Source organism: Calothrix sp. NIES-2098 (genome assembly GCF_963875125.1).
Classification (GTDB): Bacteria; Cyanobacteriota; Cyanobacteriia; order Cyanobacteriales; family Nostocaceae; genus Aulosira.
Map to the genome: position 1 here is coordinate 2,087,820 of NZ_CAWNKJ010000001.1, position 15,092 is coordinate 2,102,911.

Here is a 15,092-nt window from a genome sequence, read left to right on the forward strand (position 1 = left end):
GCTGAAGAGGCGCTAAAGCGCAACTACAAACCTTTTTTATTGCAACATTTTAGGCTAGACACGCTATTAGGGTGCGTTATGGATATTAGTGCTAAGGCATGGAAAATTTTGGATGGTTTTCTTCAGCTTAAGCACTTACAGTCGCACGCTGGTAGACTTGTTCTGCTACCTTAGCCAAACGACGCATCCCAGTTACGAGTTCTTCATCGCTACCGGTGAGGCTGATCCGGACGCACTGCTGTTTGTGCGCCCATTCTTCCTGCAAACCAGGGAAGAATGTACTACCAGGTACAACAATTACACCCACTTGCTTTAATTCTTGGTATAATTCCCAATCGGAAATGGGTAGATTTTCTAACCACAACCAAGCAAAGATAGCTCCTTCACCGCGATGGAGGAACCAAGGTAAATCCTTGGGCATGGCGGCATCTAATGTATTTTCTAATACACTAAACTTATTTTGGTAGAAGGGGCGGATGACTTGTTCGGCAATTTCCGCTAAGGCTCCGGAGTTAATCGCCCTTGCGGCGATCGCTTGTCCATAACGCGACGAATGCAGGCTAGCATTGGTTTGGAAAGACTCAAGAATTTGAATCACTTTTTCATTACCAATTGCAATTCCAATCCTTTCCCCTGGTAGCCCAGCCTTAGATAAGCTGGTGCAATGAATGATATTTTCGCCAAATATTAAGGACATATCCGTAAAATTCAGCGCTGGGAAGGGCGGCGCATAAGCTGAGTCAATTAATACTGGCACATCGTAAGGTGCAGCAAGGGCAGCAATTTTTCGCACCTCATCATCGGTAAGCACGTTACCTGTGGGATTACAAGGACGAGAAACGATTACGCAGCCTGTACTTTCGGAAATTGACAGTTGGCTGAAGTCGGGACGATATTTAAATCTGTGGGCAGGTGCATCAATATCCAAGGCTGGTTTATAGGCAATTAATGCTTCGGGAACTAAGCAGATTCCACCATAACCAGTGTAGTCGGGGCTGAGAGGTAAGACGATTTGCTTGAGTTCGCCATTGGTAGTGTAACCACCAAAGGCATTGGCAGCGTAGAAGTAGAGAGTTTGACTACCAGGAGTAATTAAAATATTGCGAGCAGTTAAATTTAAGCCGTAGCGGCGATTAAAATCATTAGCGATCGCTTCAATTAAGGGTGCATAACCTTGGCTAGAACCGTAACGGCAAACAACCTCACCATATTCTGAGCTTGCGAGTAAATCTGCTGTACAATCGCGCCATAACCTCTCGACTGCGGGCAAAATCAGCGGATTACCCGCACTCAAATTAATCAACTCCTGCCCCGCGCCAGATTGCAACGTTTCGATAATATCCTTCATAATCGCTCGAACGCCAGTCAGGTTAGACATTTGAGCGCCAATTTTAGTAAGGGCAGGATTCATAGGCTGTAACAAAATAGATTTATTGCGGTAAATTCTTATCGGGGGATGCTGCTGGCACAAAGTTGAGGTCGTTGCTCAAACAGCTATTTCCACCTTTTATTAATCTAACTAGAGAATGACATTTTAACAAAGTCAGAATATTTTGATAAATTTCTCGTTGGCAAAAAGTTAAGATGAACTGATTTCAAAGAAAGTTTATCACGCAACTTATACTAATCAATACGCGCTCTTTAGGGGGAATTGATTGTCTATCACTCCCACATATCTGAGAAAGATTGCAGAAAAGTTACAAAAAATTTCTGCGCTCACGCTCCGATCTACACTCAAATAGCTATTTGAGAAAACTCGAAACAGGAGGGCTGAGGCGTGGAAGTTAAAGCCGCAGTAGCTTACGGTGCAGGTAAGCCGTTAACGATAGAAACAGTTCAATTATCAGGGCCGCAAGCTGGGGAAGTGTTGGTTGAGATTAAAGCCAGCGGTGTTTGCCATACCGACGCTTTTACGCTTTCTGGTGACGATCCTGAAGGTTTGTTTCCCGCAATTTTAGGACATGAAGGTGCTGGTGTAGTGGTGGAGGTAGGTGCTGGTGTTACTAGTGTAAAGCCAGGCGATCGCGTCATTCCCCTTTACACTCCAGAATGTCGCCAGTGTGAATATTGTCTTAGCCTGAAAACTAATCTCTGCCAAGCAATTCGCTCTACCCAAGGCCGGGGCGTAATGCCAGATGGTACGAGTCGCTTTAGTATTGATGGGCAAACTATCCATCATTATATGGGTACATCTACCTTTGCCAACTATACAGTGTTGCCGGAAATTGCCGTTGCCAAAATTCGTGAGGATGCCCCATTTGATAAAGTTTGTTACATTGGCTGCGGCGTCACAACTGGCATTGGCGCAGTTATTTATACAGCCAAAGTTGAACCAGGTGCAAAGGTAATAGTTTTTGGCTTAGGCGGTATTGGCTTAAACGTCATCCAAGGGGCGCGTCTTGTCGGGGCTGATATGATTATCGGCGTAGATATTAATCCCAGCAAACGCGCCTTAGCAGAGAAATTTGGCATGACGCACTTTGTCAACCCCAAAGAAGTCGAAGGTGATTTAGTACCTTATTTAGTTGACTTAACTAAAGGTGGTGCTGATTACACCTTTGAATGTATTGGCAATGTCAAAGTCATGCGTCAAGCCTTAGAATGCTGCCACAAAGGTTGGGGCGTAAGTGTAATTATTGGTGTTGCCGGTGCAGGACAAGAAATTAGTACTCGCCCGTTTCAACTAGTAACTGGACGCGTGTGGAAAGGTTCCGCCTTCGGTGGCGCTAGGGGACGTACAGATGTGCCGAAAATTGTTGATTGGTATATGGATGGGAAGATAAATATTGATGATTTAATTACCCATGTGATGCCGATTGAACAAATTAATGATGCCTTTGAATTGATGCACAAAGGTGAGTCAATTCGTAGTGTTGTGACTTTTTAGTTGGGTGAATCAACCTGTGTCTAAAAAATTTGTAATTGATAATGGGTAATTGTTAATTAAATCTTGTTTCAGATAGGGTCTAAGCTACTGTCTGAAACAAATATTTTTTGAAACGATCTGTGCAATGGTATTGCTATCAAGAAGACATATCTAAGCCAAGTGCTAGTTGCCCCGACAACTTGCGTTGCGCTTCCTCCCGCAAAGGGTGATAGCGGGCACCTTGCAGATCGCGGAACAATTTTTCTAGACCGAGTTTGCGGTAAAATGCACTTCCCCCCGCAATTTCCATTGCCAAATCAGCAACGTTGAGTACCGCTTTAGCAACCAGTACCCGTCCTGTCATGATTTGGTTCGTAGTCTCAAAGCTAGGTTGACTGACTACAGCAGTAGAAATCATGTGGCCAAGTGCCAATTTTGCAGCTGTTAATTCGTTGTCTAAACCTCCCACCATATAGCAGAGATGTTCATCTGCGTGGCGTTTTCTTGCCAGTTGCACCGCGCGATCGCGTGCAGCTTCGGCAACTCCGACATAAACCGAATAAACTAACGGAATGGCAAGCATGGAGATGAGATGGAAAATAAAATGCCACTTGCCTTGCTCTCGTCGCAAAGTCACAGCAGCATCCGCAACAAAAACATCACTGAGGACAACATCATGGGAACCTGTTCCCCGCATTCCCATTGCTTGCCAAGTTGATTCAATAGAAACGCCCTGACTATTCATGGGAACCGCAAAATGTAATACTGTAGATCCTTTTTCTGGGTCTGCATAAACAGCACTGGTCATTAATAAATTTGCAGCAGGCGCACCACTAGCAAATACTTTGCGTGCCGTAATCAGAAATCCGTTTTCTACTTTGATAGCCGTGCCATTGCTCTGTAACCAATCCGAGCCACCACTGCTAAGAAGTACAAGTTGCTCAGTCGCCACTCGTTTAAGTAATCCATCAACTGGAGCATTTTGATGATGCCATCGCCAGGTTGGTACCATTACCTGATGAGTATGCATTGAAAAAGCCAGCGCCGTTGAACTGCAATGGCGTCCTAAAATCCGCAGCACATTGCAAAGATCGGTATAGCTGGCTCCCCCACCACCCAGTTCAATTGGTACACCCGCAGTAATTAATCCACTGGTTTTCAATCTGGCAATGTTATCGGCAACAAATAAGTCAGTCTCATCTGCTTCCGTATCTCTGGCTGCAAATTGTTTTCCTAAAGACTCTGCTAAGGACAACCAATCAACGGCTTTCGCCTCTATCGTAGGTATAGTGTGTAGTTCAGACATAAAAATATTTCCTTTAAGTCTTGTGATACTTTCATTCTGATGAGTTTCATAGGGTGCTACAAGTTCAATATCTGAACCTGTCTTGTGATCTTCCGAAATGCGCTATGAAAAAGGGATATGGTCAATTCTGTCCGGTGGCAAAGGCTGCCGAAGTACTTGCCGAGCGCTGGAATCCCTTGGTGTTGCGAGAAATGCTGTATGGCAATCGTTACTTTAATGACATTAGTCGAGGCGTACCGTTAATGTCTCGTGCCCTCCTAGTTCAACGACTCAAAGAACTGGAGAAATTAGGGATTGTAGTTAGCCATGAAAAAGAAACGGGTCAAGGATATGAGTATATGCTCACACCCGCAGGAGAAGCCCTGCGACCGATTATTGAAGCGATGGGGGTGTGGGCACAACAATGGGGAAGCGAACAAATTGCCAAGGAAGACTTGGATGATGCCTTATTGATGTGGGGCATGAGAAGGCGAATTAATTTTGAGGCTGTGCCAGCGCAAAAAATTGTGCTTCAGTTTGACTTTCGGGGGTTAACTAAAGGGCGCAAAACTCAGCGTATGTGGTGGATGGCAATCGAGGAAAAAGAGGTGGATGTATGCCAAAAAGATCCAGGCTTTAAAGTGGATGTTTTAATAACAGCCGATCTGAGTGCCTTCACCCATGTCTGGATGGGCTTTACTCATCTGAATTCTGCCCTCAAGCAAGGGAAAATTAGTTTTGAAGGCGATCGCGATCTTGTAAGTCAAGTGCCAACCTGGCTATATCTCAATGGGGAATGGCGTTATGGTATGGGAATCGATCGCTCCGCAGCGCAGTTCATGCAGGCTAACCAGCGAGTTGCAGCGGAATGTAATGAAGTTTTTGGTGCTTAGTTCAAGTGTAGAGCCGGATAATAGATTTTGGCCTTTAAACCGTTCTCAATTATGAATAAAGCAGGTAATTCGCCTGTCTCATTAGGATTGTTGGGTGCAGCTGCCTTTATGGTGATTGCTGATGTGCGGGTAATTGATCCGCTATTACACATCATTGCTGATGAGTTTAAAGTTGGTGTCGGTAGTGCGGCAATCATTGTCAGCGCTTACACCATACCTTATGGGCTATTTCAGTTAGTTTACGGCCCATTGGGCGATCGCATTGGCAAACTCAAGGTGATTACGGTAGCACTAGCAGCATTTGCTGTCGGGACTGCGGCTTGTGCCTTTGTGCCAAATATTATTCTCCTGACCTGGCTGCGCTTCCTCACGGGCATGGCGGCGGCGGGGATCATTCCCGTTACCCTAGCTTATATTGGTGACAACTTTCCTTACGAACAACGCCAAGCTGCCATCGGGCGTTATTTGAGCGCGCTGGTATTAGGTCAAATTCTCGGTGGCAGTTTGGGAGGTATCTTCGGGGAATATATTAGCTGGCGAGATATCTTTTTAGTATTTGGCGTTGTCTCCCTGATCGTATCCCTAGCATTGTGGCGGGGGATGGGCAAAATCAAGAATGAAGATAGTTCTCAAGTTCCCTTTGGTTGGGCAACATTCCGGCCTTATTTCCAACTGATCGCTCAACCAGTCGCCCGGACTGTCATTATCGGTGTATTTATCGAAGGTTTTTGTTTATTTGGCGGATTTGCTTATGTCGGTGCATTTCTCAGAGACAGATATAGCTTACCCTATGTCGCAATTGGCTTTATGATTAGTGGTTTTGGCTTAGGTGGACTAATTTACAGCCGTTGTGTCAGGTGGTTAGTGCAGAGATTGGGCGAAAAAGGCTTGATGGGGTTTGGTGGTGTATTTATGTGTATCTCTTTTTTAGCGATCGCATTATTGCAGAATTGGGTGCTGTTTATTCCTTTAAATATTCTCATGGGATTAGGCTTTTACATGATGCACAGCACGCTCCAGACGCAAGCTACAGAACTGGCACCAGAAGCGCGAGGAACTGCGGTGTCGCTATTTGCCTTCAATTTATTTATCGGTCAGGGCATTGGTGCAGCCGCGTTTGGCAGAATTGTCGATAATTACGGCTATATTCCTTGTTTTATGATTACAGGAGTGGCGATCGCTTTGCTTTCCCTGTGGCTAGTCAAGCAGAAGCAGCGTCATGAATTTGGATAAACTTTGATTGGGTACTTTTGCCGTTTCTACCTTCTGCCTTCCACCTATGCCAAGAGTTCACGTTAATGGGATCGATTTGTTCTATGAGATTCAGGGAACAGGCGAGCCATTACTATTAATTTCAGGTTTCTTGTGCGATCGTAGTTACTGGTCATTGGTAATGCCGTCACTTGTGAAGCAGTATCAAGTAATTCGCTTGGATAACCGTGGAGTGGGGCGAACTTCTGCTCCCGATAGTCCCTACAGTATTCAGCAGATGGCAACTGATACAGCAGCACTCCTAGAACACATCGGCATAGAGAAGGTAAATGTAGTAGGGCATTCAATGGGCGGTCAAATTGCCCAAGAACTAGCATTGGCACGCCCAGAAAAAGTACAAAGCTTAATCCTGCTCTCATCTTTAGCGAAGGGCGATCCTCTATTTAATAGTATTATTGCCACTTGGGGCGAACTCCCTGGCACTATCGACCAAAAACTTTATCAGCAAGTTATATTGCCTTGGATATTTAGCGATGCCTTCTACTCTATCCCAGAGATGATCGACATGATTGTAGATATAGCAGTTAAATATCCATTTCCACCAACGCCTCATGGAATCTTTCATCAAAGCCGAGCTATTCTTGGCTGCGATACTCGCCAACGCCTTAAAGATATTCACTGTCCGACTCTGGTTTTAGTAAGTAAACAAGATATCCTGACTCCAGTGAAGTTTTCTGAGCAATTAGCCCAAGGTATCCCCAACGCCGAACTTGTAGTCTTAGAACGCGGTGGTCATGGCTTGGTGGTTGAGTCGCCAGAGGCTGTCGCTTCCGCAATGCTCAACTTTCTCTCACGTCTTCCGAAAAATGGGATGTCTTTGATGTAGCAACAAAACAGAAGCATACATTAGCATCTCAATTAGTATTTATGAAATCTGCTCCTCTAGGATTAGCTGTTATCATTGGTGCGCTTACCATTACCCAGAGTGCCTATGCTAACCAAAAGAATTTTCCCACTGCCGCAGGCGATCGGGCTGCTATTTTAGCTACGCAACCAATCACGCTGACTACTAGATGGAATTATACTATTAACCGAAATAACACTTTTAAACCTACAACTAATTCAATTGCGCTAGAGCAAGAAAGAGGATGCAAAAATCTTAACCCGTTTGAGATTATCAAAAACCCAAATATTTTCTTTCAGCAATGTCAGCAACCAACAACTAAACCAACTTCTCAACTTGTCGAGCCAATTGAATATTTTAAAGTTCCTCCTCTCAATTCTGGTATTAAGGTAACTGTTTCTAAATTTTAAGTAGGTCAGCGTTATTGTTGCGATTAAAAAGCAGAATAGAGGAGGGTTTTAGCTAAGTTAATAATAATTTGATAACATAAGACGACAGATGAGTAGGGGCACAAAATTTTTGTGCCCTTACGAATAATTAGTCATAGCAATTGACTCTGGCTGAATTTTGATAGTTTTCTGCAAACATACGGAACCAGACAAGAATCGACCAAAGTCTTAAGTTCCAGGTAAATTGCGTAACCGTTCGGTTAAATGTGTACGGTCTGCTAAAGATCGCAATACTGGGCCGTGAGAGGTAAATTCTACAGTACTAACTGAGGCAACTGGGCAGCCGATACGATAGCGAAAGCGTCCGACATCAATGCCCAAGAGACTGCACAGAATAATTCTGATGGTTGCTTTGTGGGAAACTACTAAAACATTACCACTACTGTAAAGATGTTTGATTTCTTCAATGACTTGGATGGCACGATGAGCTATGGTAATTGCCATTTCTCCTCCCGTTGGTGCGTACCACGCCGGATCGGCTGACCAACGCAGATAATCATCATGAAATTCTTGGCTGATGACTTCTGGTGGTTTTCCTTCCCACTTGCCATAATTAATTTCTCTTAAACCATCCCGCAGTTCTGGTTGGATATCTAGTGCTGCACATAACGGTGCTGCTGTTAGCACAGTTCGCCGCATAGGACTAGAAAAAACTGCTCTCCAAGGGGTAGAACTGTATGCAGCGGCAAAAGCCTCTGCCATTTCCAAACCTTCTGGCGTTAGTTCTGAATCTATGGAACCGCAAAAGGCATTATTCCGGCTGCATTCTGTTTGTCCGTGACGCAGAAAATAGACTGTTAGGTTCAAGATATTTTTCCTTTTTTGTCATTTGTCATTGGTCAATACTTATTTCTCTTTGTACTCCTCTGCACCCCACACTCCCCACACTCTCATCGTCATCCCGTCGCTTGGGGAATCTGCTTTTGAATCCGAGTGTTGAGTTCATCCATGAGATTTTCTGTGCTGCGGTGTGCTTCCCAAGGGCCGGAGAAGCGGGGGCCGATGTTCCATTGTCCTTTGATATAGTCCTCATTTTCTGAGAGGGTGCCAATGTAATTAATGGGTGCGGGGGAGGTGATTAAATAGCGTTTGGTAAATCTAACATTACGCCCATGTACTTCTCCTGTAATTTGGGCTTCTCCTAAGTAATTGTCATCCAAAATAGAGCCACTCAGAGCACTGCCACTTTGAACAAAGACTGCTTCAAAGCGGCTAGGCACTCCTTGTTGCCAATATGTTCCCAGCCAAGTACCATTCAGGTCTGCCATGAGAGTTTTCCCATACTTATATTCCATTTAAGGGTATTCTCATGTCAGAGAACGTAAATATTACAACTTTGAAAACTAAGGTTGCGATCGCTAACTTAACTCTATCAATCATCGGGAACTTTATTGCGATCGCGGCGATCGCGCTTTCACTCAGCCACAAAGGTGCGATCGCTACAATAGATTTTACACCTTGCCTTTTTCAAATTTGCTCCTCATGACAACCAACACAATCCCAACAACAGCAATCAATCCGTATCTGGATGGCAATTTTGCGCCAGTTCGTGAAGAAATCACCACAGATACATTGCAAGTGGTTGGTCAACTACCTCCAGACTTAGCGGGGATGTTTGTCCGTAACGGGCCTAATCCCCAATGGCCGCCCATAGGTAAGTACCATTGGTTTGATGGCGATGGAATGTTACACGGTGTGAGAATTAGTAACGGTCAAGCAACCTATCGCAATCGCTACATCCAAACTAGGGGATGGAAAATTGAGCGTGAAGCCGGAAAAGCAATCTGGACGGGATTCATGGAACCACCCCGCATGGACAATCCTTACGGTGGTTATAAAAATACTGGTAATACTGCTCTGATTTGGCACGCTGGTCAGCTGTTGGCGCTGAATGAAGGCGGCGCACCTCACGCCATGACGCTGCCGGAGTTAGGAACAATTGGCGAGTACACTTACGATGGCAAGCTCATATCTGCTTTCACAGCTCATCCTAAAGTAGATCCCGTGACAGGCGAGATGATGTTCTTTGGCTACTCCTTTGCGCCGCCATACTTGCAATACAGCCAAGTTTCCGCTGCTGGTGAGTTGTTGCAGACAGTGCCAATCGATCTACCCACTCCAGTAATGATGCATGATTTTGCCATTACTGAAAATTACACCATTTTCATGGATTTACCCCTGACTCTCAGCGCTGAACGGCTACAACGGGGAGAACCAATGCTGATGTTTGAGCGCGATCGCTCTAGTCGCTTTGGTATTGTCCCACGTTATGGCGATAACAGTAATATCCGTTGGTTTGAAAGTTCTCCTTGCTACGTTTTTCATACCCTCAATGCTTATGAAGTTGGCGATGAGGTGGTACTTATCGGCTGTCGTATGAGTTCCACTTCTGTTCTAGTTACTGAAGATAACCAAACCGATGCTGATGGCAATATTCCCCGACTGCATCAGTGGCGGTTTAACCTGAAAACAGGGACAGTACGCGAACAACAATTAGACGATCTCGCTGCGGAATTCCCCCGCGTCAACGAAGATTTCTTAGGGCGGCAAACAAGATACGGCTACGCTGGTAAATTAGCGAATAGTCCCTTACCACTGTTCGATGGCGTAATTAAGTACGATCTCAATGGTGAGACATCTCAAATCCATCACTTCGGACAGGGACGCTATGGTGGCGAAGCTGTATTTGCACCACGTCCGGGTGCAACTCATGAGGATGATGGCTGGCTAATTACTTTTGTCTACGATGAAGGTTCAGACACTTCTGAATTAGTGGTAATTAATGCCCAAGATATTACGAGTGAACCTGTAGCGCGGGTAATTATTCCCCAACGAGTACCTTATGGATTTCATGGTACTTGGGTGAGTGAGGAACAGTTAATGACTAATTCGTAATTCGTCAGTAGTAGGGCATTTATGAGGGTTTCTTTTACCCTCTGCTTTGATATTTGCGATCGCACTTGCGATCGTTCTCTGGTTCAAAAATAATATATTCACCGCATTATTCCTGACTACGGGGTTGGGTGTGTTAATTTTTGTCAGCTTGAGTGCTTTATCGGACTTTATTTTACGTAAATGGCACGAAAGCGCTGTTGAACAAAAGAATTAACACTGCTGTAGCTTTGTTAGACAAGCTTAGTTCATTAATCCTCTTGTATTTTAGACGAGCGTAGGTGTAGCCAGTCGTAAACATCGCCTTTTTTACTCGAAGTTTCGACTTTAGAACATGACGGTTGAGGCTTAAAGGCTGAAAGTTCGTGTTCGGAAGGCAAAGTTTCATGTTCCGAAGGCGAAGTTTCGTGTTCTGAACACGAAGTTTTGTGTTCCGAAGGCGAAGTTTCATGTTCCGAAGGCGAACGTTCCTGTTCCGAAGGCGAACGTTCCTGTTCCGAACGAGAATGTTCCTCTTCTAAACGAGAACGATGCAGTTCAGAAGTTGAAACTTGCTGTTTATCGCTCGAAATGACAATATCACAACAGCTCTTACCTTCTTCTTTGCGGCTTTGCGCCTTTGCGTGAGACAAAAAGATCTATCTAAAATCGAACCGCCAAGGACGCGAAGGACACGAAGGAAGAGGTAAGAGGAAGCTTGAGCCGTAATTTTGCTTTACAAAAGCTAAATTTTGTCATGTTTCGCTAGTATAGGCTAAATGTGTAAAAATTATCTCTAGCTTTAGCCAAGATGAATATTGACCCTGTAGTTAAAGCACTGGCGAGTATTGCTAAACCTGCGGCTTCTCTAGTTATAAATCAAGCTCAACGCAATGAAACTGTAGTCAGAACCTTAAAACAATTCAATTTTGACCCAGCACAACCACCCAAAGATGTTGATAGTGTTTATATCTACTCTCTAATAGAGTATGGTGTGGATAAGCCAGAAGCAATGCTGAATCTTTTTCGAGAAAGAGAGATAAAAAATGCTTTTTGGAGTGCTTATACTGCCAATAATCCCTTGGGTTTTGTCAAGGAAGTAGAAAAATTTTTGCAGGGGAATGATTTAGAATTTGATATCCGATTGAAAAGAATTGAATTGCGAGCAGAGTTAGAGGAATTTGGGGAAATATTTATTAATGTTGCTAAGAGAAGTAAATCAAAGGATTTTGAACCTTTCCCGGAATGGAATTTAGATGAATATCCACGGGAATTTAAGTCATTAATTAAAGAAAAAATTCGCTCGTTTTGCGGTCGTCAGTTTGTGTTTGACGCATTTAAGCAATTTTGCGACAAAAATCGCAGTGGTTATTTTACTGTGGTGGGTGATGCGGGGATGGGAAAGAGTGCCATTGCTGCTAAATACGTCTGGAACAATAAATCACCATGCTATTTTAATATTCGCTCTGATGGTCGCAATCGACCGGAGCTATTTCTTGAAAGTATTCGCAAACAATTAATTAAGCGTTACCAGTTGCAGAATGCTGAGAAGGCTAATTTAGCTGATTTACTAGAACAGGTTAGTAATAAAATTCCTGTGATTGAACGTTTGGTAATTGTAGTTGATGCTTTGGATGAGGTGGAGCAAGAAGCTGGGGGGAATCTTTTAGATTTACCAACGGCGCTACCGGAACATGTCTATTTTCTGCTGACTAGACGACCATATACTATAGATAAAAAACGCTTGTCTGCACCAGATATCCCGGTAGAGGAGCTAGATTTAAGGGGAAGTCAGTATGTTAACTTGAGTCGTGAAGATATCAAGGAGTATATTCGGTTCTTTTTGAATGACGATCCAGACTATAAAAATGCAATTAGACAATGGATTCAAAACCGCAATATTTCTGATGAAGATTTTGTTGAGCAGGTAGCAACTAAGAGTGAAAACAATTTCATGTATCTGCGCTATGTTTTGCCAGGAATTGCTAAAGGTGACTATAATGACCTAAGTTTAAAGGAATTACCCGCTGGTCTGCAAGATTATTATCAAGTCCATTGGCAGCACATGGGGATGGATGAAAAACCCCAAGAAGTAAAGGTATTTATTCTGTTTATTTTAGTGGAGATTGGCACACCAATTCCTTGTGAGATGATTGCTGCTATTGCAGAACAAGATGAATATGATGTGGAAGTGGTTTTAGATGAGTGGGTTGAATATTTAAAGCCGCAGAATATAGAGGGAGAAAATTGCTACAGTATTTATCACGCTAGTTTTTTAGACTTTTTAAAAGCAAAACGAGTTTTAGATTCCAAACGCAAACTATTTCAAGAAGTTAATCAACGCATTGCAGACTACCTCATAGGGGAGATGGCGTAAAATGGGGAGTTTTGCTAAAAATTTAGCGATAAAAAATGCTGCTTTTCAACGTGCTTACTTGGGTAGTTTAGCTCCAAGCTTGGTCAAGTCGGGAAATTTAGAGAAGTATTACCAAATTCTGACTGATTTTGATTTCCTGATGGTAAAAATTAATCATCCTGAGTTTGGGGTGTACCCCCTGATTGAAAATTATGATTTGATTGATCATGAACACACATCAAATTACTCAGAATACAACTTTGAGAAATTTAAAAATTTGAAAGTAATTCGAGGAGCATTGAGGCTATCAGCACATATTTTAGTAACGGATCAGCAACAATTAGCCAGTCAATTGTACGGCAGGTTACTAAATCAGAAAATGCCAGAGGATATTCAGAGATTATTGGCACAAATAAAGCAAAAGACAACTACTCCTTGGCTGTGTCCCTTAACTCCTAGCTTAACGCCACCAGGGGGACGCTTACTCCGCACACTCAAGGGTCATAGTCACTCGGTTAATGCAGTCGCCGTCACTCCAAATGGGCAACGGGTGATTTCTGCCTCCCATGATGCAACCCTCAAAGTCTGGAATCTGGCAACAGGGGAGGAACTATTCACCCTCAATGGTCATAGTCACTCAGTCAATGCAGTTGCTGTTATTCCCAATGGGCAACAGGCAATTTCTGCTTCCGATGACAACACCCTCAAAATCTGGAATCTGGCAACAGGGGAGGAACTATTCACCCTCAATGGTCATAGTCACTCGGTCAATGCAGTTGCTGTTATCCCAAATGGGCAACAGGTGATTTCCGCCTCCCGTGACGCAACTCTCAAAATCTGGAATTTGGTAACAGGGGAGGAACTATTCACCCTTAATGGCCATAATTACTCAGTAGATGCAGTTGCCGTTACTCCTGATGGACAGCAAGCTATTTCCGCCTCCTGTGATAAAACTCTCAAAGTTTGGAATTTGGTAACTGGAGAAGAACTCTTCACCTTCACAGGCCATAATTACCCAGTAAAAGCAATCGCAATTACCCCTAACGGACAGCACGTGATTTCTGCTTCCAAAGACAAGAAACTTAAAGTTTGGAATTTGGTAACTGGAGAAGAACTCTTCACCTTCACAGGCCATAATTACCCAGTAAAAGCAATCGCAGTTACTCCTAACGGACAGCACGTGATTTCTGCTTCAAATGACAAGACCCTCAAAGTCTGGAATCTTGCAACAGGAGAAGAACTTTTCACCTTCACAGGTCATAATTACCCAGTAAAAGCAGTCGCAGTTACTCCTAACGGACAGCACGTGATTTCTGCTTCAAATGACAAGACTCTTAAAGTCTGGAATTTAGTAACAGGAGAAAAACTATTTACTCTCAATGCTCATAATGACTCGGTAAGAGCAGTTGCTGTCACCCCTAATGGGCAACAGGTGATTTCTGCCTCATTTGACAAGACCCTCAAAGTCTGGAATCTTGCAACGGGAGAAAAACTATTCACACTCAATGCTCATAATGACTTGGTAAAAGCAGTCGCTATTACTCCCGACGGACAACAAGTGATTTCTGCTTCAAATGATCAGACCCTTAAAGTTTGGAATTTGGAAACTAGACAAGAACTTTTCTCCTTGACAGGTCATCATGACTCAGTCAATGCAGTTGCTGTTACTCCTAATGGGCAGCAGGTTATTTCTGCTTCAAAAGATAAAACCCTCAAAGTCTGGGATTTGGTAACTGGAAAAGAACTTTTCACCCTAATAGGTCATAGTAACTCGGTAAATTCAGTTGCTGTTACTCCTAATGGACAACAGGTTATTTCTGCTTCAACAGACAAGACTCTTAAGGTTTGGGATTTGGCAACCCGGGAAAAACTGCTTACTCTTATAGGTCATAATTACTCAGTAAAAGCAGTCGCCGTTACTGCCAACGGACAGCAGGTGATTTCTGCCTCATATGACAAGACTATCAAACTCTGGAATTTAGCAACTGGAGAAGAATTATTAACTCTCAGTAGTCATACTGGCTCAGTAAATGCAGTCGCCGTCACTTCCAATGGGCAACATGTGATTTCTGCTTCCGATGACAACACTATCAAAATCTGGAATCTGGCAACTGGGGAGGTCATTGCTACTTTTACAGGTGATAGTCCCATCAATTGCAGTGCAGTTGCACCAAACAGCATGATAATTGTGGCAGGAGATGCTTCTGGTAGGGTGCATTTTTTGCGTCTTGAGAATATGAGAGAGGAATAAGGTGA

At 43.6% G+C, this 15,092-nt stretch carries 14 protein-coding genes; 9 read left to right on the forward strand and 5 right to left on the reverse strand.

Annotation, left to right across the window (positions count from 1 at the left end; all coding sequences use genetic code 11):
- Positions 1 to 127 precede the first annotated feature (127 nt).
- Positions 128 to 1,411, reverse strand: coding sequence for a valine--pyruvate transaminase (locus AACU33_RS08630; protein ID WP_096588126.1), 1,284 nt, complete (start codon positions 1,409 to 1,411; stop codon positions 128 to 130).
- Positions 1,412 to 1,777: 366 nt separating this feature from the next.
- Between AACU33_RS08630 and AACU33_RS08635 the strand changes: the two genes are divergently transcribed.
- The gene (locus AACU33_RS08635) at positions 1,778 to 2,887 is read left to right on the forward strand and encodes an S-(hydroxymethyl)glutathione dehydrogenase/class III alcohol dehydrogenase (RefSeq protein WP_096588127.1); all 1,110 of its coding nucleotides are present in this window, start codon (positions 1,778 to 1,780) and stop codon (positions 2,885 to 2,887) included.
- Positions 2,888 to 3,023: 136 nt separating this feature from the next.
- On the opposite strand, the gene AACU33_RS08640 is transcribed toward AACU33_RS08635, so the two are convergent.
- A complete protein-coding gene (locus AACU33_RS08640; RefSeq protein ID WP_096588128.1) occupies positions 3,024 to 4,172 on the reverse strand; it encodes an acyl-CoA dehydrogenase family protein in 1,149 nt (382 codons plus the stop codon).
- A 104-nt stretch (positions 4,173 to 4,276) separates the two neighbouring features.
- Between AACU33_RS08640 and AACU33_RS08645 the strand changes: the two genes are divergently transcribed.
- The 4 genes from AACU33_RS08645 to AACU33_RS08660 are packed head-to-tail and all read left to right on the forward strand — an operon-like array spanning position 4,277 to position 7,570.
- A complete protein-coding gene (locus tag AACU33_RS08645) occupies positions 4,277 to 5,044 on the forward strand; it encodes a winged helix-turn-helix transcriptional regulator (protein WP_096588129.1) in 768 nt (255 codons plus the stop codon).
- A 51-nt stretch (positions 5,045 to 5,095) separates the two neighbouring features.
- Positions 5,096 to 6,277 (forward strand): MFS transporter, encoded by a 1,182-nt coding sequence (locus tag AACU33_RS08650; RefSeq protein WP_096588130.1) that lies wholly within the window; start codon positions 5,096 to 5,098, stop codon positions 6,275 to 6,277.
- Positions 6,278 to 6,323: 46 nt separating this feature from the next.
- On the forward strand, positions 6,324 to 7,142 hold the full coding sequence (locus AACU33_RS08655; protein WP_096588131.1) for an alpha/beta fold hydrolase: 819 nt from the start codon (positions 6,324 to 6,326) through the stop codon (positions 7,140 to 7,142).
- Positions 7,143 to 7,183: 41 nt separating this feature from the next.
- Complete coding sequence (locus AACU33_RS08660; protein ID WP_096588132.1) at positions 7,184 to 7,570, forward strand: hypothetical protein; 387 nt, start codon at positions 7,184 to 7,186, stop codon at positions 7,568 to 7,570.
- A 207-nt stretch (positions 7,571 to 7,777) separates the two neighbouring features.
- Here AACU33_RS08660 and AACU33_RS08665 read toward each other — a convergent pair whose 3' ends face one another.
- Together AACU33_RS08665 and AACU33_RS08670 are read right to left on the reverse strand one after the other, a co-directional pair.
- Positions 7,778 to 8,416: a histidine phosphatase family protein gene (locus AACU33_RS08665; protein ID WP_096588133.1), complete on the reverse strand. Its 639-nt coding sequence runs from the start codon at positions 8,414 to 8,416 to the stop codon at positions 7,778 to 7,780.
- Positions 8,417 to 8,505: 89 nt separating this feature from the next.
- The gene (locus AACU33_RS08670; protein ID WP_096588134.1) at positions 8,506 to 8,877 is read right to left on the reverse strand and encodes a hypothetical protein; all 372 of its coding nucleotides are present in this window, start codon (positions 8,875 to 8,877) and stop codon (positions 8,506 to 8,508) included.
- A 41-nt stretch (positions 8,878 to 8,918) separates the two neighbouring features.
- Here AACU33_RS08670 and AACU33_RS08675 point away from each other — a divergent pair, with 41 nt between their 5' ends.
- Together AACU33_RS08675 and AACU33_RS08680 are read left to right on the forward strand one after the other, a co-directional pair.
- Positions 8,919 to 9,095: a hypothetical protein gene (locus tag AACU33_RS08675; protein WP_339375859.1), complete on the forward strand. Its 177-nt coding sequence runs from the start codon at positions 8,919 to 8,921 to the stop codon at positions 9,093 to 9,095.
- An 11-nt stretch (positions 9,096 to 9,106) separates the two neighbouring features.
- On the forward strand, positions 9,107 to 10,504 hold the full coding sequence (locus AACU33_RS08680; protein ID WP_096595191.1) for a carotenoid oxygenase family protein: 1,398 nt from the start codon (positions 9,107 to 9,109) through the stop codon (positions 10,502 to 10,504).
- A 248-nt stretch (positions 10,505 to 10,752) separates the two neighbouring features.
- Here the strand turns inward: AACU33_RS08680 and AACU33_RS08685 are convergent, their stop codons facing one another.
- Positions 10,753 to 11,133 (reverse strand): hypothetical protein, encoded by a 381-nt coding sequence (locus tag AACU33_RS08685; protein WP_096588135.1) that lies wholly within the window; start codon positions 11,131 to 11,133, stop codon positions 10,753 to 10,755.
- A gap of 158 nt (positions 11,134 to 11,291) precedes the next feature.
- Between AACU33_RS08685 and AACU33_RS08690 the strand changes: the two genes are divergently transcribed.
- A complete protein-coding gene (locus AACU33_RS08690) occupies positions 11,292 to 12,857 on the forward strand; it encodes an NACHT domain protein (RefSeq protein ID WP_096588136.1) in 1,566 nt (521 codons plus the stop codon).
- Between the two features lies 1 nt (position 12,858).
- Entirely contained in the window at positions 12,859 to 15,087 is a 2,229-nt protein-coding gene (locus tag AACU33_RS08695; protein ID WP_096588137.1) for a WD40 repeat domain-containing protein, read from the forward strand.
- Positions 15,088 to 15,092: the final 5 nt, after the last annotated feature.